General features: G+C 75.6%; 2 protein-coding genes. Both read right to left on the reverse strand.

Features of this window, described 5'->3' with window-relative positions; translation table 11 throughout:
- Nucleotides 1–26 precede the first annotated feature (26 nt).
- Nucleotides 27–22610, reverse strand: a complete 22584-nt coding sequence (locus tag OOK41_RS24865; RefSeq protein WP_266266896.1) for a type I polyketide synthase — start codon at nucleotides 22608–22610, stop codon at nucleotides 27–29.
- A gap of 333 nt (nucleotides 22611–22943) precedes the next feature.
- Complete coding sequence (locus OOK41_RS24870) at nucleotides 22944–23801, reverse strand: metallophosphoesterase (protein WP_266266897.1); 858 nt, start codon at nucleotides 23799–23801, stop codon at nucleotides 22944–22946.
- Nucleotides 23802–23863: the final 62 nt, after the last annotated feature.

A 23863-nucleotide genomic window follows, 5' to 3' on the forward strand; every position in this document is an offset into this window, starting at 1 on the left:
CACAAGCTCCGTACTGGGGACAACGGTCAGGAATCGGATCCGTCAAGCGCCAACTTGACGAGGGTGTCGGCGTCCATCTCGTCGATGAGGTCGAGGCTCTCGTCGGTGGACTCGGCGGCGGCGCCGGTCTCGGCGTCGGTGAGGTTCAGCAGCAGTTCCAGCAGGCCCGCGTCGCGGAGCCGGGCCAGCGGGATGGTCGCGAGAGCCTGCCGGACCGTCGACTCCGACGGGTCCGCGCCGTCCGACCGCCGCGCCTCGGGGAGCAGCCCGTCGAGCAGGTGCTCCGCGAGGGTGGTGGGGTTCGGGTAGTCGAAGACGAGGGTCGCCGGCAGCGGCAGCCCGCTCGCGGCGCTGAGCCGGTTGCGCAGCTCCACCGCGGTCAGCGAGTCGAACCCGAGTTCCTTGAACGCCCGCTGGGGCTTGACCCGGTCCGTGCCGGGGTGGCCGAGCACCGCCGAGGCGTGGGTGCGGACCAGGTCGATCAGGTGCCGGGCCTGCTCGGTGCGGGGCAGGCCGCGCAGGTGTTCCCGGAGCCCGTCGGCGGCGCCGCCCGGCTGCTCGTCGGTGGGCGCGCGCAGCGCCTCCCGGGCCTCGGCGAGGTCGTCGAGCAGCGGCCGGGGGCGGGCCGAGGCGTACGCGGGGGCGAACACCGCCCAGTCGACGTCGGCCACGGTCAGCGTGGGCCGGGGCTGGCCGACCGCGTACCGCATGGCGTGCACGGCGTCGTCCGGCACCATCGCGCTGAGGCCACGCCGGGCCAGCGCCTGCTGGGCCTCGACGCCGGCCATGCCCCCGTCGGCCCACGGCCCCCAGGCCACGGACGTCGCCGCGAGGCCCCGGGCCCGCCGCTGGTCGGCCAGCGCGTCGAGGAACGCGTTGCCCGCCGCGTAGGCGCCCTGTCCGCCACTGCCCCACACCCCGGCGATCGAGGAGAACAGCACGAACGCGTCCAGCGGCCGGTCGCCCAGCAACTCGTCCAGGTGCACCGCGCCGGCCACCTTGCCGGCGAGGACGGCGGCGAAGCCGGCGAGGTCGGTCTCGGCCAGCAGGCCGACGTCACCGGCCCCGGCGGCGTGCACCACCGCGGTCAGCGGCGCCGGGTCCTGGTCCAGCTCGGCCAGCAGGGCCGCGACCTGGTCCCGCTCGGCGACGTCGCAGGCCACGATCGAGACCCGGGCGCCGTGCGCGGCCAGTTCCTCCCGCAGCTCCGCCGCGCCCGCGGCCCGTTCGCCACGGCGGCTGGTCAGCACCACGTGCGCGGCGCCGTTGGCGACCGCCCAGCGGGCCACGTGGGCGCCGAGCGCCCCCGTGCCGCCGGTGACCAGCACCGTGCCGGACGGCTGCCAGCGCTCCCCGGCGGCCGGGGCGGCGGCTGCCGCCCGGCCGAGCCGCCGGACGAACACGCCGGTGGGTCGTACGGCGATCTGGTCCTCGTCCCCGGCGCCGGCGACCACCCGGACCAGCCGGTCCCAGCCGGCGGGTTCGACGTCGTCGGGCAGGTCCACGAGGCCGCCCCACAGGTGTGGGTGTTCCAGGCCGGCGACCAGTCCGAGGCCCCACAGCCCGGCCTGGGCGACCCGGCGGACCGCGTCGCCGTCCCCGGTGCCGACCGCGCCCTGGGTCAGGCACCACAGCCGGGTCTTCGTCCCGGTGTCGTGCAGCCCCTGGAGCAGCAGCAGGGTGGCCGCCGTGCCGACGGGCACCGCCGGGCTGTCCGGGTGTGGCTGGTCGCGGAGGCCGAGCAGGGAGAGCACGCCGGTGACCGTCCGGTCGGCCAGCGTCTCGGCGAGCCGCCGGGCGAGGTCGTCCCGGTCGGTGCGGACCGGGTCGACGGTCAGCCGGAGCACGTCGGCGCCGGCCGAGGCCAGGGCCTTGGCGGCCTCCTCGGTCCGCGCGCCGGTGACCGGGTCGTCGTCCTGCGGCGACACCAGCAGCCAGGTGCCCGCCGGGGTGGCGGCCAGGTCGGTCCGCTTCCACATGACCCGGTACGACCAGCCGTCGACCAGGGCGCGTTGCCGGCGGGCCCGGTGCCACGTCGACAGGACCGGCAGGGCCGGGGCGAGTGTGTCGAGGTCGCTGCCGTCGCCGCCGAGCTGGGTCGCGAGGGCGGTGAGGTCGCCGCTCTCCACGGCCGTCCAGAACTCGGCGTCCGCGCCGTCGCCGGCCGTCCGCCGGGTCCGGGCCACCGACTCGGGCCAGTACCGCTGGTGCTGGAACGCGTACGTCGGCAGCTCGACCCGGGACGCCCCGGCGCCGGCGAACCACTTCGACCAGCTCACCGGCACACCCTGCACGTGCAACTCGCCCAGGGCCGCCAGCAGCGCCTGCGCCGCCGACCGGTCCCGGCGCTGCACCGCCACCGCCAACACGTCCCCGCCGGCCGGCAGCACATCAGCCACCAGCGCCGTCAGGACACTCTGCGGGCCGACCTCCAGGAACGTGTCCACCCCGGCGGTCTTCAGGGCGGTGATCCCGTCGGCGAACCGCACCGCCTCCCGCACGTGCCGCACCCAGTACTCCGGCGTACACAGCTCATCATCCTCGACAAGCCCACCGGTCAGGTTCGACACCAGCGGCACCAACGGCGCGGCGAAACTCAGGCCACCGAGGACCGACCGGAACTCGTCGAGCATCGGCTCCATCAACGGACTGTGGAACGCGTGACTCACCGCCAACCGACGGGTCCGGGCCCCCCGGCCCCGCCAAAGCTCCTCCAACTCGTCCAAGGCAAGGACCTCGCCCGACACCACCACCGACGCCGGCCCGTTCACCGCCGCGATCCCAACCCGGCCGGCGAAACCGTCCAGGCTCGACAGCACGTCCGCCTCAGACCCGCCCACCGCCAGCATCCCGCCACCCGCCGGCAACGCCTGCATCAACCGACCCCGCGCCGCCACCAGGACACACGCATCCGCCAGCGACAACACCCCCGCCACATGCGCGGCCACGATCTCACCGACCGAATGCCCACCCACGAAGTCCGGCACCACACCGAACGACTCCACCAGCCGGAACAACGCCACCTCGACCGCGAACAACCCCGCCTGCGTGAACACCGTCTGATCCAGCAGGCCCGCCTCGGCGGAACCCTCCGCCGCGAACAACACCGACCTCAACGGGCGCGGCAGCAGCGGATCCAGCAGCCCACACACCTCGTCCAACGCGGCGGCGAAGACCGGGAACTCACCGGACAACTCCCAGCCCATCCCGGCCCGCTGCGCACCCTGACCGGAGAACAGCACCGCCAGCGGTCCGCGTTCCACGGCGGAGCCGGTGACCACCGCGCCGGAGGGGTTCCCGGCGGCGAGGGCGGTCAGCCCCGCCAGCAGGTCGTCGCGGTGCGCCGCGACGACGACGGCCCGGCGCTCCAGGGCCGGTCGGGTGGTTACCGATGACCAGGCGACCTCGACCGCTCCGAGGTGCTGGTCGGCGGAGAGCCACCGGGTCCACCGGTCCGCCTGGGCCGCCAGCGCCGCCTCGTCGCGCGCCGACAGCAGCACCGGAACCACCGGCGGCACGGCGTCCCCGGCCGCCTCGCCCTCGACCACCTCGGCGGGCGGCTGCTCGATGATCACGTGTGCGTTGGTGCCGGAGATGCCGAACGACGACACCGCCGCCCGACGCGGCCGGTTGACCGCCGGCCACGGCATCGCCTCCGTGGCCAGCGCCACCGCACCGGCCGACCAGTCGATGTGCGGCGACGGCTCGTCCACGTGCAGGGTCGCCGGCACCACACCATGCCGCATCGCCATGATCATCTTGATCACACCCGCCACCCCGGCCGCAGCCTGGGTGTGGCCGATGTTCGACTTGATCGATCCGAGCAGCAGCGGCTGGTCCGCCGGCCGATCCTGACCATAGGTGGCCAGCACGGCCTGCGCCTCGATCGGATCACCCAGGGTCGTGCCCGTGCCGTGCGCCTCCACCACGTCGACCTGCTGCGAGCTGAGCCGGGCGTTGGCCAGGGCCTGCCGGATCACCCGCTGCTGCGACGGACCATTCGGCGCCGTCAAACCGTTCGACGCACCATCCTGGTTCACCGCGGTGCCCCGAACGATCGCCAGGATCCGCCGGCCGTCCCGCTGCGCATCCGACAACCGCTGCACCAGCAACACACCCACGCCCTCGGACCAGCCGGTCCCGTCGGCGGAGGCCGCGAACGACCTGCACCGACCATCCTGCGACAGACCACGCTGCCGAGAGAACTCGATGAACGTCCCCGGCGTCGCCATCACCGTCACACCACCGGCCAACGCCAGATCACACTCACCACTGCGCAACGCCTGCGCCGCCAGATGCAACGCGACGAGGGACGACGAACACGCCGTGTCCACCGTCACCGCCGGACCCTCCAGGCCGAACGTGTACGCCACCCGACCCGACAGGACGCTGCCCGAGTTGCCGGTGCCGATGTACCCCTCGGTCTCCCCCGGCATCTCCATCAGCCGCGTCGCGTAGTCGTGGTAGATCGCTCCCGCGAACACGCCCGTCCGGCTGCCCTGCAACCACTGCGGGTCGACCCCGGCCGACTCGAAGGTCTCCCAGGACGCCTCCAGCAGCAGCCGCTGCTGCGGGTCCATCGCCAGGGCCTCGCGCGGCGAGATCCCGAAGAAGGCCGGGTCGAACTCGGCCGCCCCGTACAGGAAACCGCCGTGCCGGGTGTACGAGGTGCCCGGACGGTCCACGTCCGGGTCGAACAGGGTCTCCAGGTCCCAACCCCGGTCGGCCGGGAACTCCCCGATCCCGTCCCCGCCACCGGCCAGCAACGCCCACAGTTGCTCCGGCGTCTCCACCCCACCCGGGTACCGGCAGGCCATGCCCACGATCGCGATCGGCTCGTCGCCGCCGACCGTCGCCTGCGACTCCGGCTCGACCTCGGCCGCCCGGGTGCCGACCAGTTCGGCGTACGCGTGCTCGGCCAGCGCCTGCGGGGTGGGGTAGTCGAAGACCAGGGTCGAGCCGAGGCGCAGCCCCGTCGCGGTGTTGACCCGGTTGCGCAGCTCGACCGCGCCCAGCGAGTCGAAGCCGAGGTCCCGGAACGTCCGGTCCGCCGGCACCGCCTCCACGCCGTCGTGCCCCAGCACCTGCGCGGCCAGACCCCGGACGAGCAGGGCGACCTGCGCCCGGCCCTCGTCCTCGGTGAGCCGGGCGAGCCGGTCGGCCAGACCGTCGCCGCCCTGCCCCGCCTGGCGGCGCGCCGTGGTCGTGCCGACCAGCGCCCGCAGCATCGGCGGCACCACGCCGCCGACAGCGGCGGCCCGCAGCGCGGGCACGTCGATCACCGCAGGCACCAGGGTCGGCCGGTCCACGGCCACCGCCGCGTCGAACAGCGCCAGGCCGATGTCGGCGCTCATCGCGGTCAGGCCGGCCCGCCCCGACCGGGCCCGGTCGGCCTCGCCGAGGGACGCGGCCATCCCGGCCGTGTCCCACATCCCCCACGCGAGGCTGACCGCCGGCAGGCCGGCCTGCCGGCGCTGCGCGGCCAGGGCGTCCAGGAACGCGTTACCCGTCGCGTACGCCGCCTGGCCCGGCGAGCCGAGCACCCCCGCGATCGAGGAGAACAGCACGAACAGGTCCAGGTCCAGGCCGGCCGTCGCCTCGTGCAGGTGCCAGCCCGCCGACACCTTCGGCGCCAGGACGCCCGCCAACCGGTCGGCCGTCAGTCCCTCGACGAGGCCGTCGTCGAGCACACCGGCCAGGTGGACCACGCCCGCCAGCCGGCCCGTCGAGGTGACGTCCGCGACCAGCCCGGCCACCTGCTCCCGGTCGGTGACGTCGCACGTCACCACCCGGGCGGTCGCGCCCAGCCCGGCCAGCCGTTCGACCAGCTCGTCGGCACCGGCGGAAGCCGGACCCCGCCGGGACGCCAGCACCAGCGCCCGGAGGCCGTGCGTCCGGACGAGGTGCTCCGCGACGAGGGCGCCCAGCGCGCCGGTGCCGCCGGTCACCAGGACGGTGCCGGCGTCCGCCACGAGCGGGGCGTGCATCGACGGCGCCGGCGCGCGCACCAGCCGCGGCACGAACACCCGCCCAGCCCGGACGGCCACCTGGGCGCCCGCGGCGTCCTCGGCGACCCGCGCCAGGACGGCCACCAGGCCCGCGTCCACGTCGCCGTCGACGTCGGCCAGCACGATCCGGCCCGGGTGCTCCGACTGCGCCGACCGCAGCAGACCCCACACCGCCGCACCCGCCAGATCCGTCACCGCATCGCCGTCCCGGGCCACCACCGCGCCCCGGGTCACCACCACCAGCCTCGACTCCGCGAGAGCCTCGGCGGCCAGCCAGGCCCGCAGCTCCGCCAGTACGGCCGAGGCGAGGGCGTCGACCGCGTCGGGCACCGCCCCTTCCTGCCCGGCGGTGGCCGGGAGCAGCAGCAGGCCCGGCGGTTCGGCACCGCCGTCGAGCGCGGTGAGCAGGTCGGCGACGGTGCGCTGGGCCCGCCCTACGGCGTCGGCCGGGACGGGCCCGCCGAGGGCCGCCCACGCCGGCACGGTCACGACCGGGGTGACCTCGGCGGCCCGCCAGTCGACCTCGAACAGCGACCGGGCTGCCGCGTCCGGAGTGGCCCGGCCGATCAGCTCCCGCAGGGTCAACGACTCCACGGACACCACCGGCGTGCCGGCCTCGTCGCCGGCGACCAGCCGCACGCCGGTGCCCTCGCGGGTCAGCCGCACCCGCAGCACCCGCGCACCCGAGGCGTGCACCTGCACACCCTCGAACGCGAACGGCACCCGGGGCGCGGCGGACTCCTCGAACAGCAGGGCGGCGGGGTGCAGGGCGGCGTCCAGCAGCGCCGGGTGCACGCCGAACCGGGTGGCGTCGCCGGCCGCGTCGTCGGGCAGGGCGACCTCGGCGAAGACCTCGCCGCCGCCGGTCCAGGCCCGACGCAGGCCCTGGAACACCGGCCCGTACGCCACGCCGCGCTCGGCGAACGCCGCGTACCAGCCGGTCAGGTCGACCTCGTCGGCGCCGGCGGGCGGCCACGCGCCGACGCCCGGCTCGTCGGCGGACGCCGGTTCCAGCACACCGTCGGCGTGCCGGGTCCAGCCCGCGTCGGGGGCGTCGTCGGGGCGGGAGTGGATGGTGACGGTGCGCTGCGGCGCGTACCCCGGCGCCGACACCCGGACCTGGATGCGCACGCCGCCGGAGGACGGGATCACCAGCGGCGCGGCGATGGTCAGCTCCCGTACCCGGGACGCGCCCACCTCGTCGCCGGCCCGCACCGCGAGTTCCACCAGCGCGGTGCCCGGCAGCAGCACCGCGCCCGACACCGCGTGGTCGGCGAGCCATGGCAGGGTGGCGAGCGCCAGCCGGCCGGTCAGCACGACCTCGCCGTCGCCGGCCAGGTCGACGGCCGCGCCGAGCAGCCCGTGCCCGGCCGCGCCGAGGCCGGCGCCGGCCACGTCACCGGCGCGCAGCCGGCCGACGTTGGGCCAGTACCGCTGCCGCTGGAACGCGTACGTCGGCAGGTCGACGGGGTGGCCGCCGGCCTCGGGCAGCAGGGTGGACCAGGTCACCGGCACGCCGTGGACGTGCAGTTCCGCCAGCGCGTGCAGCAGCGAGACGGGTTCCGGCCGGCCGGGGCGCAGCGCCGCGACGACCGCGACCGAGGAGGTGGCCGGGTCGTCGTCCGGCAGGCAGGTGCGGACCATGCCGGCGAGGACCGCGTCCGGGCCGAGTTCGAGGAACGTGCCGACGTTGCGCTGCCGCAGGCAGGCGACGCCGTCGGCGAAGCGGACGGCCTCCCGGACGTGCCGCACCCAGTAGTCGGGGGTGCTGATCTCCTCGGCGTCCGCGATCCCGCCGGTGAGGTTGGAGACCACCGGCAGCAGCGGCGGGCGGAAGGTGAGCCCGTCGAGGACCGTCCGGAACTCGGCCAGCATGGGTTCCACCAGGGGGCTGTGGAAGGCGTGGCTGACCCGCAGCCGGCGGGTGCGCGCCCCCCGGGCGGACCAGGTCCGCTCCAGGGCGTCCAGGGCGTCCAGCGCCCCGGAGACCACCACCGCGGCCGGCCCGTTGACCGCCGCGATCCCGACCCGGTCGGTCAGGCCGGCCAGCGACTCGGTGACCGCCGCCTCGTCGGCGGCGACGGCGAGCATCCCGCCGCCCGCCGGCAGCGCCTGCATCAGCCGGCCCCGCGCGCCCACCAGGGCGCACGCGTCGTCGAGGGAGAGCACCCCGGCCACGTACGCGGCGGTCACCTCGCCGATCGAGTGGCCGGCGACGAAGTCCGGCACGATCCCGTACGACTCGGCGAGGCGGAACAGGGCCACCTCGACGGCGAACAGGCCGGCCTGGGCGAAGACGGTCTGGTCGAGCAGTTCGGCGTCGGCCGAGCCCGCCGAGGCGAACAGCACGTCCCGCAGCGGGCGGGGCAGGTGCGGGTCGAGGTGGGCGCACACCTCGTCCAGCGCGGCGGCGAAGACGGGGTGCCCGGCGGACAGCTCCCGGCCCATGCCGGCGCGCTGCGCGCCCTGGCCGGAGAAGACCACGGCGGTGCGCCCGCCCCGGGCGGTGCCCTCAACGACGGCGGGCGAGGGCTGCCCGTCGGCGAACGCGTCCAGGGCGGACAGCAGGCCGACCCGGTCGGGCACCAGCAGGACGGCGCGGTGTTCGAGGACGGACCGGCCGGTGGCCAGCGCGCGCCCGATCCCGGCGACGGTCAGGTCCGGCCGGTCGGCCACCAGGCCGTGCAGCCGGCGGGCCTGCCCGCGCAGGGCGGCGGCGTCGCGCGCCGACAGGACGCAGGGGACGAGACCGCCGGGGACCTCGCCCGTCGCCGCCGGAGTGGCCGCGGGGGCCGCCGCCGGCGCCTGCTCGAGGATGGTGTGCGCGTTGGTGCCGCTGATCCCGAAGGAGGACACTGCCGCACGGCGGGGGCGGTCCAGGGCCGGCCAGCGGCGGGTCTCGGTGAGCAGCTCCACCGCCCCGGCGTCCCAGTCGATGTGCGGGGACGGCTCGTCGACGTGCAGGGTCGACGGCAGCATCCCGTGCCGCATCGCCAGCACCATCTTGATCACCCCGGCGACGCCGGCGGCGGCCTGCGCGTGCCCGATGTTCGACTTGATCGAGCCGAGCAGCAGCGGCCGGTCGGCGGGCCGGTCCTGCCCGTACGTGGCCAGCAGCGCCTGCGCCTCGATCGGGTCGCCGAGCGGAGTGCCGGTGCCGTGCGCCTCGACGGCGTCCACGTCCGCCGCCGTGAGGCGGGCGTTGGCCAGGGCCTGCCGGATCACCCGCTGCTGGGCGGGGCCGTTGGGGGCGGTCAGGCCGCTGCTCGCGCCGTCCTGGTTGACCGCGCTGCCCCGCACCACGGCGAGGACGCGGTGCCCGTTGCGCTGCGCGTCGGAGAGGCGTTCCAGCAGCAGCATGCCGATGCCCTCGGCGAAGCCGGTGCCGTCGGCGCCCGCGCCGAAGGCCTTGCACCGCCCGTCGGGCGAGAGGCCGCGCTGCCGGGAGAACTCGGTGAGCATCCCGGGGGTGGACATCACGCTGACGCCACCGGCGAGCGCGAGCCGGCACTCGTCCTGACGCAGCGCCTGGGTGGCCAGGTGCAGGGCGACCAGCGAGGAGGAGCAGGCGGTGTCGACGGTGACGGCGGGGCCCTCCAGGCCGAACAGGTACGAGATCCGGCCCGACGCGACGCTGCCGGCGCTGCCGTTGCCGACGTAGCCGTCCAGCTCGTCCGTGGTGTCGGCGGCCTGGGACGCGTAGTCGTGGTAGATGAGGCCGACGTAGACGCCGGTGCTGCTGCCCCGGGCCGTGTGCGGGTCGATCCCCGCCCGCTCGAAGGCCTCCCAGGAGGTCTCCAGCAGCAGCCGCTGCTGCGGGTCCATGGCCAGCGCCTCGCGGGGAGAAATCCCGAAGAAGCCGGCGTCGAACTCGGCCGCGTCGTGCAGGAAGCCGCCCTGGCGGGGGGCGTTGCCGTCGTCGCCGATCCGCAGGTCGTCCGGGTCCCAGCCGCGGTCGGTGGGGAACGGCGCGATGACGTCGGCCCCGGCCGTGACCAGCTCCCAGAGCTGCTCGGGGGTCTGCACGTCGCCGGGGAACCGGCAGGCCATGCCGATGATCGCGATGGGCTCGTCGAGGGCGGTGGCCGTGCCGACGGCCACGGGGGCGGTCGCCGCCGCGCCGCCGAGCTCCCGGTCGAGGAACTCGGCGAGGACGACCGGGGTGGGGTAGTCGAACGCCACGGTGGCGGGCAGCCGCAGCCCGGTGGCGGTGGCCAGCCGGTTGCGCAGTTCCACCGAGGTCAGCGAGTCGAAGCCCAGCTCCTTGAAGCCCCGATGGGCGTCGACGCTGTCGGCGGAGCGGTGCCCCAGCACGGCGGCCACGCTCGCGGCGACCAGGTCGAGCAGGTGGCTGCGGCGCTGCGCGGGGCTGAGCGTGGCCAGCCGCCCGCGTTCCGAGGCGGTGTCGGTGGCCGCCTGCCCGGCGGTCCGCCGGACGGGTCCGGTGGGGCGGACCAGCTCGCGCAGCATGCCGGGCACCGCGCCGGCGGCCGGTCGGGCCGCGGCCGGCGGCAGGTTCATGAGTACGAGGTGCACGCCGCCGTACTGCCGCGCCAGGTCGAACAGGGCGGTGCCCTCGACCTCGGTCAGCGGGGCACTGGTGGCCCGGATCGCCCGGCGGTGGGCGTTGCCGCCGAGGTGGGCGGTCATCGCGCTGGCGGTGTCCCACAGTCCCCAGGCGAGACTCGTGGCGGGCAGCCCCTGCTGCTGGCGGAGGCGGGCGAGGGCGTCGAGGAACCCGTTCGCCGCCGCGTAGTTGCCCTGCCCGGGCGAGCCGAGGGTGGCCGCCACCGAGGAGAACACCGCGAAGGTGGCCAGGTCGGCGTCGCGGGTGGCCCGGTGCAGCGCCCAGCCGGCGTCGACCTTCGGGGTCAGCACCTTGTCGAGGGCCGACTCGTCGAGGGAGCCGATGGTGGCGTCGGCGATCACCCCGGCGGTGTGCACCACCGCGGTCAGCGGGTGCGCCGGGTCCACCTGCGCCAGCAGGCGGGCGACCTGGTCGGGGTCGGCGACGTCGGCGGTGGCGGTGGTGACGCGGGCGCCCTGCCGGGTCAGCTCCGCCACCAGGTCGCGGTACGCCTCGGGGCCGCGGCGGGAGGCGAGCAGCAGGTGCCGGGACTGGCCGGTGGCGACGAGGTGCCGGGCGAACACGCCGGCCAGGGCGCCGCCCGCGCCGGTGATCAACGTGGTGCCGTCCGGGTCCACCGGGGCGGGAATGCGCAGCACCACCTTGCCCACGTGCCGCGCCTGGCTCATGTACCGCAGCGCCCGCCGGGCGTGCTGCACGTCCCACACCCGCACCGGCAGCGGACGCAGCACGCCCTGCTCGAACAGGGCCAGCAGCTCGGCCAGCATCTCCCCGATCCGGTCGTGCCCGGCCTCGTTGAGGTCGAACGCCCGGTAGGTCACGCCCGGGTGGCGTTCGGCGACCTGGCGGGGGTCACGGATGTCGGTCTTGCCCATCTCGACGAACCGGCCACCACGCGGCAGCAACCGCAACGACGCGTCGACGAACTCACCCGCCAACGCATCAAGCACCACATCCACCCCGGCGCCACCCGACACCGCACCGAACACCCGCTCGAACTCCGTGGTCCGCGACGACGCGATCCGCTCCGCATCCACCCCCAGACCCCGCAACACCCCCCACTTACCAGGACTCGCCGTCGCAAACACCGTCGCACCGAAATGCCGCGCCAACTGGATCGCCGCCATACCGACCCCACCCGCACCCGAGTGGACCAGCACCGACTCACCCGCCCGCAACCCCGCCAGATCCCGCAACGCGTACCACGCGGTCAGGAACACCACCGGCACGGAGGCGGCCTCGGCGAAGGTCCAGCCGGCCGGGATCCTGGCGACCAGTTTCCGGGTCGCGGTGACCTGGGGGCCGAAGGCGGGTTCGAACATGCCCATCACCCGGTCGCCGGGCTTCAGGTCGGTCACGCCCGGACCGACCTCCACCACCACGCCCGCGCCCTCGCTACCCATCACCGCCGACGGATCCGGGTACATCCCCAACGCGATCAACACGTCCCGGAAGTTCACCCCGGCCGCCCGCATGGCGATGCGCACCTGGCCCGCGTCGAGGGGGGCCGGGGCGGCCGGCGCGAGGCCGATCCCGTCGAGGGTGCCGGGAGCAGTCGCGGCGAGGTGCCACAGCCCGTCCGGCGGGGTCAGGTCGTCGCCGGCCGAGGCGCCGGTGCGGGTCAGGCGCGGGGAGCGGATCTCGCCCCCGCGCACCGCGACCTGCCCGCCCGTGGTCGACGGGTCCTCGGCGACGCCGGCCAGCAGGTCCCACAGCTCGGGTGAGAGGTCCCGGTCGACGTCGGCGAGGACGATCCGGTCGGGGTGCTCCGACTGCGCCGAGCGCAGCAGGCCCCACACCGCCGCCCCCACCGGGTCGCGCAGCTCGTCGGCGGGAAGGGCCGTCACGGCGCCCCGGGTCACCACGACGAGCCGGGTGTCCGCCAGCTCCCCGGCGGCCAGCCAGGACTGGAGCACGCCGAGCACGTGCGCGGTGGCCGTCCGCACGACCGCCGGCACCTCGGCGTCCGGCGGCTGCGGGATCGTCACCGGCAGCAGCAGCAGGCGCGGCCGGCCGGCCGTTCCGGCGGCCACGGCCGCGGCCAGGTCGGCCACGGTGGGGTACCCGGCCGCTCCCGGCCCGGCGGTCCCGGCCGCGTCGCCCAGCAGCACCCGGCCGGCGGAATCCGTGACGGGGGTGACCTCCTCGGCCTGCCAGCTCACCTCGAACAGCGACCGGGCCGCCGCGCCCGAGGCCGCGCCGCCGGTCATCTCCCGCAGCACGAGCGAGTCCACCGACACGACCGGCGCGCCCGCGCCGTCGACCGCGACCACCCGTACCCCGGTGCCCGCGCGGGTCAGCCGGACCCGCAGCACCGACGCGCCCGACGCGTGCACCTGCACGCCCTCGAACGCGAACGGCACCCGCGGCCCACCGGAGCCCTCGGTCAGCAGCAGGCCGATCGGGTGCAGGGCCGCGTCGAGCAGCGCCGGATGCACCCCGAACCGCGCCGCGTCGCCCGCCACCTGCTCCGGCAGGGCAACCTCGGCGTACGCCTCACCGGTTGCGGTCCACACCCGGCGCAGGCCCTGGAACACCGGCCCGTACGCCAGACCGTGCCCGGCCAGCGCGGCATACCACCCGGTCAGGTCCACCTCGGACGCCCCGGCCGGCGGCCACTCCCCCAGCACCGGCTCGTCCGCGGAGGCGGCCTCCAGCACGCCCTCCGCGTGCCGGGCCCAGCCCGCGTCGTCGTCCTCCTCCGGCTGCGAGTGCACGGTCACCAGCCGGGCGCCCGACGCGCCGGGCGCGCCGACGCGCACCTGCACCCGCACCCCGCCCGACGCCGGCAACGCCAGCGGCGTCAGCACGGTCAGCTCCCGCACCCGCGACGCGCCCACCTCGTCACCGGCCCGCACCGCCAACTCCACCAACGCCGTCCCCGGCACCACCACCGAACCGGCAACCACATGCTCGGCCAACCACGGATGGGTGGCGGCGGAGAGCCGCCCGGTCAACAGCACCTCGTCGCCGCCGGCCAGCCGCACCGCCGCGCCCAGCAGGCCGTGGCCGGCCGCGCCGAGGCCCGCGCCGGAGACGTCGCCGCCGAACGAGCGGTCCACCGCCGGCCAGAACCGCTCCCGCTGGAACGCGTACGTGGGCAGGTCGACCGGGGCGGCGCCGGACCCGGCGTACACCCCCGCCCAGTCCACACCGACGCCCGCGACGTGCAGCTCCGCCAGGCCGGACAGCATCTGCCGGGGGCCGTTCTCGTCGCGGCGCAGGGAACCCACCACCACGCCGGGACCGCCCCGGTCGGCGGCCCGGTCGAGAGCGTCCTGGACCGCCACCTTGAGCACCGGGTGCGGGCTGACCTCGACGAAGACCCGGAAGCCCTCGGCGATCAGCCGGTCGACCACCGGCGCGAGCCGGACCGGTTCGCGCAGGTTGCGGTACCAGTAGTCGGCGTCGAGCTGGGCGGTGTCGATGAGGTCGCCGGTCACCGTCGAGTAGAAGGTCACGCCGGTCGACCGGGGGTCGACGGTGCCGAGCGCCGCCACCACGTCGTCGCGGACCGCCTCGACGTGCGCGCTGTGCGAGGCGTAGTCGACGGCGATCCGCCGGGCCCGGATCTCGCGCTCGGCGCAGTGCGCCAGCAGCGCGTCGACGGACTCCGCGGCGCCGGAGACGACGGTCACGGCGGCGCCGTTGAGGGCGGCGATGGACAGGGTGTCCGCCCACGGCGCGATGAGCTGCCCGGTGTCGGCGGCCGACAGGGGCACGGAGAGCATGCCGCCCCGACCCGAGATCGCCAGCAGCCCGAGGCTGCGCGCCACGACCAGCCGCATCGCGTCCGGGAGGCTGAGGGCGCCGGCGGCGCACGCGGCGGCGATCTCGCCCTGCGAGTGGCCGACGACGGCGTCCGGCTCGATCCCGCACGCCTTCCACAGCCGGGCGAGGGACACCATGACGGAGAACAGGGCGGGCTGGACCACGTCGACCCGCTCCAGCGGCGGCGCGCCGGGCGCCTGCCGCAGCGCGTCCTCCAGCGACCAGTCCACCAGCCGGGACAGCTCCTCGGCGCACTGCCGCATCCCGTCCCGGAAGACCGGGGACGACTCCAGCAGGTCCAGCGCCATCCCGACCCACTGCGAGCCCTGGCCGGGGAAGACGTAGACGACCTTCGGCGCGCCGTCGACGGGGGCAGGTGGCACCTCGGAGCCGGCGAGCGCGGCCAGCTCGGCGAGGGCGGCGTCCCGGTCACCGGCCACCACGACCGCCCGGTACGGGTGGTGGGCCCGCCGGGTGGCGAGCGAGAACCCCAGGTCGACGAGGTCCAGGTCGGCGTCCTCGGCGAGCTGCCCCCGGATCCGGGCGGCCTGTTCCCGCAGGGCCTGCGGGCTGCGCCCGGACACCGGCAGGGGCACGCCGACCGGGCCGGCCAGGCCGGGCAGCTCCGGGGCGTGGCTCGGCCGGGCGGCGGCCGGGGCGGTGTCGTCGGGCGCCTGCTCGATGATGGTGTGCACGTTGGTGCCGCTGATCCCGAACGAGGACACGGCGGCGCGGCGGGGCCGGTCGACGGCCGGCCACGGCTGCGGCTCGGTGAGCAGCGCCACCGCTCCGGCGGCCCAGTCGACGTGCGGGGACGGCTGGTCCACGTGCAGGGTGGACGGCAGCAGCCCGTACCGGATCGCCATGATCATCTTGATGATGCCAGCCACCCCGGCCGCGGCCTGGGAGTGCCCGATGTTCGACTTGATCGACCCGAGGAACAGCGGCCGGTCCGCCGGCCGGCCCTGCCCGTACGTGGCCAGCAGCGCCTGCGCCTCGATCGGGTCGCCCAGCATGGTGCCGGTGCCGTGCGCCTCGACGGCGTCCACGTCGGCGACGCCGAGCCGGGCGTTGGCCAGGGCCTGCCGGATCACCCGCTGCTGCGACGGACCGTTCGGCGCGGTGAGGCCGTTCGACGCGCCGTCCTGGTTCACGGCGCTGCCCCGCAGCACCGCCAACACCCGGTGCCCGTTGCGCCGGGCGTCCGACAGCCGCTCCACCAGCAGCATGCCCACGCCCTCGGACCAGCCGGTGCCGTCGGCGGACGCGGCGAACGCCTTGCACCGGCCGTCGGGGGCCAGGCCGCCCTGGCGGGAAAACTCCGAGAACATGCCGGGCAGCGCCATCAGGGCGACGCCGCCGGCCAGCGCCAGGTCGCACTCGCCGCCGCGCAGCGCCTGGGCGGCGAGGTGCAGGGCGACCAGGGACGACGAGCAGGCGGTGTCGACGGTGACGGCGGGCCCCTCCAGCCCGAAGGTGTAGGAGACCCGGCCGGAGGCGACGCTGCCGGCCGTGCCGGTCAGCAGGTGCCCCTCGAGGCCGTCCAGGTCCTCGCGCCCGCCGGTGGCGTAGCCGGAGGAGGCCGCGCCGACGAAGACGCCGGTCGCGGTGCCGGCGACGCCGTCGGGGTCGACTCCGGCGTACTCGAAGGCCTCCCAGGCGGTCTCCAGCAGCAGCCGCTGCTGCGGGTCCATGGCGAGGGCCTCGCGGGGGCTGATGTTGAAGAAGCCGGCGTCGAAGTCGGCGGCGTCGTAGAGGAAGCCGCCCTGGTCGGTGACGGTGCTGCCGGTGTCGTACAGGCGGTCCAGGTCCCAGCCCCGGTCCGTGGGGAACCCGCCGATCGCGTCGGCGCCGGAGGTGACGAGCTGCCAGAGCTGCTCCGGGGTGGCGACCCCACCCGGGTAGCGGCAGGCCATCCCGATGATCGCCACCGGCTCGTCGGTCGCGCCGGCGCCGACGGCGCGCACGGCCGTGGCGGCGTCGGTCGCGGCGAGACCGAGCTGCCCGAACAGGTACTCGGCGAGCCGGGCGGGGGTGGGGTGGTCGAAGGCGAGCGTGGCGGGCAGCCGCAGCCCCGTCGCCGCGCCCAGCCGGTTGCGCAGCTCCACCGAGGTCAGCGAGTCGAAACCCAGTTCCTTGAACGCGCGGGCGGCCGGCACGGCCTGCGCCGAGGCGTGGCCCAGCACGGCCGCGGCCTGCCCGCAGACCAGCTCCACCAGCAGCCGCCGGGCGTCCGCCTCCGGCAGGCCGACGAGCCGGTCCCGCCACGAGGTCCCCGCCGTGGGGGCACCGCCGGCCCGCCGCCGGCCACCGGCACGCACGAGCTGCCGCAGCAGGGGCGGCACCTGCGACGCGCCGCCGGTGACCTGCAACCGGGCCGCCACGACCAGCGGCGACACCGCCGGCAGGGCCGCGTCGAACAGGTCGGCGCCCTCGGTCGCGGACAGGCCGGTCATCCCGACCCGCCGCTGCCGCTGCTGGTCGTCGCCGTCGAGGTGGGCGGTCATCCCGCTGGTGGTGGCCCACAGGCCCCAGGCCACGCTCGTCGCGGCCAGGCCCCGCTGCCGGCGGTGCGCGGCGAGGGCGTCGAGGAACGCGTTCGCCGCCGCGTAGTTGCCCTGCCCGGGCGAGCCGAGCGTGGCCGCGAGGGAGGAGAACGTCACGAACGCGGCGAGGTCCAGGTCGGCGGTGGCCTCGTGCAGCGCCCACCCGGCGTCGACCTTCGGCGCCATCACCGTGGCGATGGCCCGCTCGTCCAGCGAGGTGACGGTGGCGTCGGCGAGCACCCCGGCGGTGTGCACCACCGCGGTCAGCGGGTGCGCCGGGTCGACCCGGTCGATCAGCTCCCTGACCTGCGCGGGGTCGCTGACGTCGACCGCGACGGCGGACACCCGCGCGCCGGCGTCGGTCAGCTCGCGGACCAGGGCGGCGTAGTCGTCCCGGCCCGCGTCGTCGGGGTGCCGGCGGGAGGCGAGCAGCAGGTGCCGGGACTGGCCGCTGGCCACGAGGTGCCGGGCCACCACCCCGGCCAGGGTCCCGCCCGCGCCGGTGATCAACGTGGTGCCGTCCAGGTCCACCGGGGCGGGGATCCGCAGCACCACCTTGCCCACGTGCCGCGCCTGACTGATGTGCCGCAGCGCCTGACGGGCCTGCCGCACGTCCCACACCCGCACCGGCAGCGGACGCAGCACGCCCTGCTCGAACAGCGCCAGCAGCTCGGCCAGCATCTCCCCGATCCGGGCGCTGCCGGCCTCGTTCAGGTCGAACGACCGGTACGCGACGCCCGGGTGCTCGGCCGCCACCGTCTCCGGGTCGCGGACGTCGGCCTTGCCCATCTCGACGAACCGGCCACCACGCGGCAGCAACCGCAACGACGCGTCGACGAACTCACCCGCCAACGCATCAAGCACCACATCCACCCCGGCGCCACCCGACACCGCACCGAACACCCGCTCGAACTCCGTGGTCCGCGACGACGCGATCCGCTCCGCATCCACCCCCAGACCCCGCAACACCCCCCACTTACCAGGACTCGCCGTCGCAAACACCGTCGCACCGAAATGCCGCGCCAACTGGATCGCCGCCATACCGACCCCACCCGCACCCGAGTGGACCAGCACCGACTCACCCGCCCGCAACCCCGCCAGATCCCGCAACGCGTACCACGCGGTCAGGAAGACGAGGGGCACCGAGGCGGCCTGCGCGAACGACCAGCCGGCGGGCATCCGGGCGAGGCGCTGCCGGGGGGCGACCGCGAGCGGGCCGAAGCCCAGCTCGAACATGCCCATCACCCGGTCGCCGGGGGCCAGGTCGGTCACGCCCGGACCGACCTCCACCACCACGCCCGCGCCCTCGCTACCCATCACCGCCGACGGATCCGGGTACATCCCCAACGCGATCAACACGTCCCGGAAGTTCACCCCGGCCGCCCGCACCGCGACCCGCACCTGACCCGCGTCGAGGGGGGCCGGGGCGGCCGGCACCAGCGCGACCCCGTCGAGGGTGCCGGGGGCGACGGCCGCCAGGTGCCACGCCCCAGACGGCGGCGGGGTCAGCTCGTCGGCCGTGGGCCGGACCAGCCGGGGCACGAACGTCCCGTCGGCGCGGACGGCGAGCTGGCCGCCGGTCGCCGCCGGGTCGGCGGCGACGCCGGCCAACACCGCGAGGGTCGCCGGGTCGAGCGGACCCTCGACGTCGGCGAGGACGATCCGGTCGGGGTGCTCCGACTGCGCCGAGCGCAGCAGGCCCCACACGGCGGCGCCCGCCAGGTCGGTCACCCGGTCCTCGTCCCGGGCGACCACGGCGCCCCGGGTGACCACGACGAGCTTCGCGTCGGCGAGGGCGTCGGCGGCGAGCCAGGACCGCACCACGGTCAGGGCGGCGTTCGTGGTCGCGCGCACCACGGCCGGCACGTCGGCGCCGGTGGCCGCGGCGGGCGCCCACAGCAGGGTACGGGGGGACTCGGCCCGCGCGGCGGCGACCGCGTCGACGTCGGGGAAGGCCGGCAGGTCGAGCCCGGCGACCGACGGCCCGAGCAGCGCCCAGCCGGACAGGTCGTCCGCCGGGGTGATCTCCTCCGGCAGCCACGCCAGCTCGAACAGCGACCGCGCCGCCGCGCCCGGGGCGGCCACGCCGGTCACCTCCCGCAGCACGAGCGAGTCGACGGACACCACGGGCGCGCCCGACTCGTCCACCGCGACCACGCGCACGCCGGAGCCTTCGCGGGTCAGCCGGACCCGCAGCACCGACGCGCCCGACGCGTGCACCTGCACGCCCTCGAACGCGAAAGGCACCCGCGCCCCGCCGCCCTCACCGGCCAGCAGCGACGCCACCGGGTGCAACGCCGCGTCGAGCAGCGCCGGGTGCACCCCGAACGCCGCCGCGTCGCCCGCCACCTGCTCCGGCAGGGCAACCTCGGCGTACGCCTCACCGGCCGCGGTCCACACCCGGCGCAGGCCCTGGAACACCGGCCCGTACGCCAGACCGTGCCCGGTTAGCGCGGCATACCACCCGGTCAGGTCCACCTCGGACGCGCCGGCCGGCGGCCACTCCCCCAGCACCGGCTCGTCCGCGGAGGCGGCCTCCAGCACGCCCTCGGCGTGCCGGACCCAGGCCCCGTCGGCCTCCTCGTCCGGCTGCGAGTGCACGGTCAGGGACCGCGAGCCGGAGGCGTCGGCCGCGCCGACGCGCACCTGCACCCGCACCCCGCCCGACGCCGGCAACGCCAGCGGCGTCAGCACGGTCAGCTCCCGCACCCGCGACGCGCCCACCTCGTCACCGGCCCGCACCGCCAACTCCACCAACGCCGTCCCCGGCACCACCACCGAACCGGCAACCACATGGTCGGCCAGCCACGGGTGGGTGGCGGCGGAGAGCCGCCCGGTCAACAGCACCTCGTCGTCCCCGGCGAGGCGCACCGCCGCGCCGAGCAGCGGGTGGCCCGCGACGCCCAGCCCGGCGCCGGACACGTCGCCGGACCGCCACGACACCGCGTCGGGCCAGTACCGCTCCCGCTGGAACGCGTACGTCGGCAGCTCGACCCGGGACGCCCCGGCGCCGGCGAACCACTTCGACCAGCTCACCGGCACACCCTGCACGTGCAACTCGCCCAGGGCCGCCAGCAGCGCCTGCGCCGCCGACCGGTCCCGGCGCTGCACCGCCACCGCCAACACGTCCCCGCCGGCCGGCAGCACATCAGCCACCAGCGCCGTCAGGACACTCTGCGGGCCGACCTCCAGGAACGTGTCCACCCCGGCGGTCTTCAGGGCGGTGATCCCGTCGGCGAACCGCACCGCCTCCCGCACGTGCCGCACCCAGTACTCCGGCGTACACAGCTCATCATCCTCGACAAGCCCACCGGTCAGGTTCGACACCAGCGGCACCAACGGCGCGGCGAAACTCAGGCCACCGAGGACCGACCGGAACTCGTCGAGCATCGGCTCCATCAACGGACTGTGGAACGCGTGACTCACCGCCAACCGACGGGTCCGGGCCCCCCGGCCCCGCCAAAGCTCCTCCAACTCGTCCAAGGCAAGGACCTCGCCCGACACCACCACCGACGCCGGCCCGTTCACCGCCGCGATCCCAACCCGGCCGGCGAAACCGTCCAGGCTCGACAGCACGTCCGCCTCAGACCCGCCCACCGCCAGCATCCCGCCACCCGCCGGCAACGCCTGCATCAACCGACCCCGCGCCGCCACCAGGACACACGCATCCGCCAGCGACAACACCCCCGCCACATGCGCGGCCACGATCTCACCGACCGAATGCCCACCCACGAAGTCCGGCACCACACCGAACGACTCCACCAGCCGGAACAACGCCACCTCGACCGCGAACAACCCCGCCTGCGTGAACACCGTCTGATCCAGCAGGCCCGCCTCGGCGGAACCCTCCGCCGCGAACAACACCGACCTCAACGGGCGCGGCAGCAGCGGATCCAGCAGCCCACACACCTCGTCCAACGCGGCGGCGAAGACCGGGAACTCACCGGACAACTCCCGGCCCATCCCGGCCCGCTGCGCACCCTGACCGGAGAACAGCACCGCCAGCGGACCCCGGTCCGCCGCCTGACCCGCCACCACCACGCCCGACGACTCGCCTGAGGCCAGGGCACGCAGCCCGGCCAACAGGCCGTCCCGATCGGCGGCGGCCAGCACGGCCCGGTTGTCCAGGGTCGACCGGGACGTGACCGACGACCAGGCGATGTCCTCGGCGCGCAGGTCCCCGGCGCCGGCCAGCCAGTCGGCCCAGCGGCCGGCCTGGCCGGCGAGCGCGGCGGGGTGCGCGGCGGAGAGCAGGACCGGGGCGACCGGGAGCCGGCGGGACGGCGCGGGGGCGTCCGGCGGCGTCTCGGGGGCCGGGGCCTGCTCCAGGACGAGGTGGGCGTTGGTGCCGCTCATGCCGAAGGACGAGACGGCCGCCCGCCGGACATGGTCGTCGCCGGCCCACGGGCGGGCGGTGTCGAGCAGGGACACCGTCCCCGTCGACCAGTCGACGTGCGGGGACGGCTGTGCCACATGCAGGGTGGGCGGCAGCACGCCGTGCCGCATCGCCATCACCATCTTGATGACGCCGCCGGCGCCGGCGGCGGCCTGGGGGTGGCCGATGTTCGACTTCAGGGACCCCAGCCACAGCGGACGGTCGGCCGTCCGGCCCTGGCCGTAGGTGGCCAGCAGCGCCTGCGCCTCGATCGGGTCGCCGAGCCGGGTGCCGGTGCCGTGCGCCTCCACGACATCGATGTCGGCCGGCGTCAGCCGGGCGTTCTCCAGCGCCTGCCGGATGACCCGCTGCTGGGCGGGGCCGTTGGGGGCGGTCAGGCCGCTGCTGGCGCCGTCCTGGTTGACGGCGCTGCCGCGGATCACCGCGAGGACGGGGTGGCCGTTGCGCCGGGCGTCGGAGAGCTTCTCGACGAGCAGCATGGCGACGCCCTCGGACCAGCCGGTGCCGTCGGCGTCGGCCGAGAACGCCTTGCACCGGCCGTCGGAGGCGAGTCCGCGCTGCCGGGAGAACTCGACGAAGGCACCGGGGGTGGCCAGCACGGTCACGCCGCCGGCCACCGCGAGGGAGCACTCGCCGTCCCGCAGCGCCTGGCCGGCCAGGTGCAGGGCCACCAGGGAGGACGAGCAGGCGGTGTCGATCGTGACGGCCGGTCCCTCCAGGCCGAAGGAGTACGCCAGCCGGCCCGACATGACGCTCGCCGCGGTGCCGGTGAGGACGTACCCCTCGGTGCCCTCGGGCAGTTGCCGCAGGACGGTCGTGTAGTCCTGGCCGGCCGTGCCGACGAAGACGCCGGTGCGGCTGCCCCGCAGCGACGCGGCGTCGATGCCGGCCCGCTCGAAGACCTCCCAGGTCACCTCCAGCAGGAGCCGCTGCTGCGGGTCCATGGCCAGCGCCTCGCGCGGCGAGATCCCGAACAGGGACGGGTCGAACAGGCCGGCGTCTGCCAGGAAGCCGCCCCGGTTGCTGTAGGTGGTGCCCTGGTGGTCCGGGTCCGGGTCGTAGAGCCGGTCCAGGTCCCAGCCCCGGTCCTCGGGGAACGTGCCGGTGGCGTCCACGCCCCCGGCGACCAGGTCCCACAGGTCCTCGGGCGAGGCGACCCCGCCGGGGAACCGGCAGGCCATGCCGACGATCGCGATCGGCTCCGAATCCTCGTTCTCCAGCTCGCTCAGGCGCCGGCGCGCCAGGCGGAGCTCGGAGGTCACCCACTTCAGGTGTTCGAGGAGCTTGTCTTCGTCCGCCATGACCCACCCGCCCAGAGCTTGCTATCGATCAGAATCTGCCGATTCGCTGACCACACCACCGCCGTCGGCCCGACTCCGCGCACACTTCGGTGGAGACATGACCATTCGGCGTATGGACGCAATTCCTATTTCAGTTTCTGTTTCCTGTCGTACCTGTTCAAGCGCCCGCCGCGGCACCGCACCGACCACCCTGCCGACCCATGCCCGCCACCGTGAGTGGACGGTACTGAGCGCCGACCTCGCCCCCAACCCCTAACGGACCCCTCATCGGCCGGCCCGGACGGGCCGTCGCGGTGGGCGTACCAGCGCAGGAATCGGCACGAACGGGGCCGGTCAGACGCGGTGCTGGACGGCCGGCGGCAGGATCTGGCGGAGCCGTCCGGGCGGCGTGGCACGGCGCCGCCACTCCCGTGGGTAGCCGACCGAGACCTCCTCGAAACGGACCCCGTCGTACCAGGTCGTCCGCGGGATGTGCAGGTGCCCGTACACCGCCACGCGGGCGTCGAAGCGCACGTGCCAGTCGGCCGTGGCCTCGGTGCCGCACCATTGCGCGAACTCCGGGTAGCGCAGAATCCGGGTGGGTTCCCGAACGAGCGGAAAGTGGTTGACCAGAATGGTGGGCAGCCCGTTCCGTTCCTCGGTGAGCCGCCGCTCGGTGTGGGTCAGCCGGGCCCGGCACCACGCGTCCCGCGTCGGGTACGGGTCGGGGTGCAGCAGGATCTCGTCGGTGCAGACCACGCCGACCTCGTGGGCCCGCGCGAGGGCCTGCTCCTTGGTGTACGTTCCGGGCGGCCGGAAGGTGTAGTCGTAGAGCACGAAGAGCGGGGCGACGAGCACCGGATCGCCCTGCGGGTCCCAGATCGGGTAGGGATCCTCCGGGGTGACGACGCCGAGGCTGCGGCACAGCTCCACCAGGTGCTGGTAGCGGGCCTCACCCCGGAGCTGGACCGGGTCCTCGCGGGGCGTCCACAGCTCGTGGTTGCCCGGGACCCAGACCACCTTCGCGAAGCGGCGGCTGAGCAGGCCCAGCGCCCACTCGATGTCGCTGAGGAACTCCCCGACGTCGCCGGCGACGATCAGCCAGTCGCCGTCGGCCTCCGGCCGCAGCCCCTCGACGACGGCCCGGTTCTCCTTGTAGACCACGTGCAGGTCGCTGATGGCGAGCAACTGAGGCAGGCCCGATCCGGCCACCCGGACCTCCGTCCATTCCGGGTACCGCGCGCACCCACATCCGTGCCGATCGGCCGCCGCGA

The sequence above is a fragment of the Micromonospora sp. NBC_01655 genome (assembly GCF_026339755.1).
Taxonomy (GTDB): domain Bacteria; phylum Actinomycetota; class Actinomycetes; order Mycobacteriales; family Micromonosporaceae; genus Micromonospora.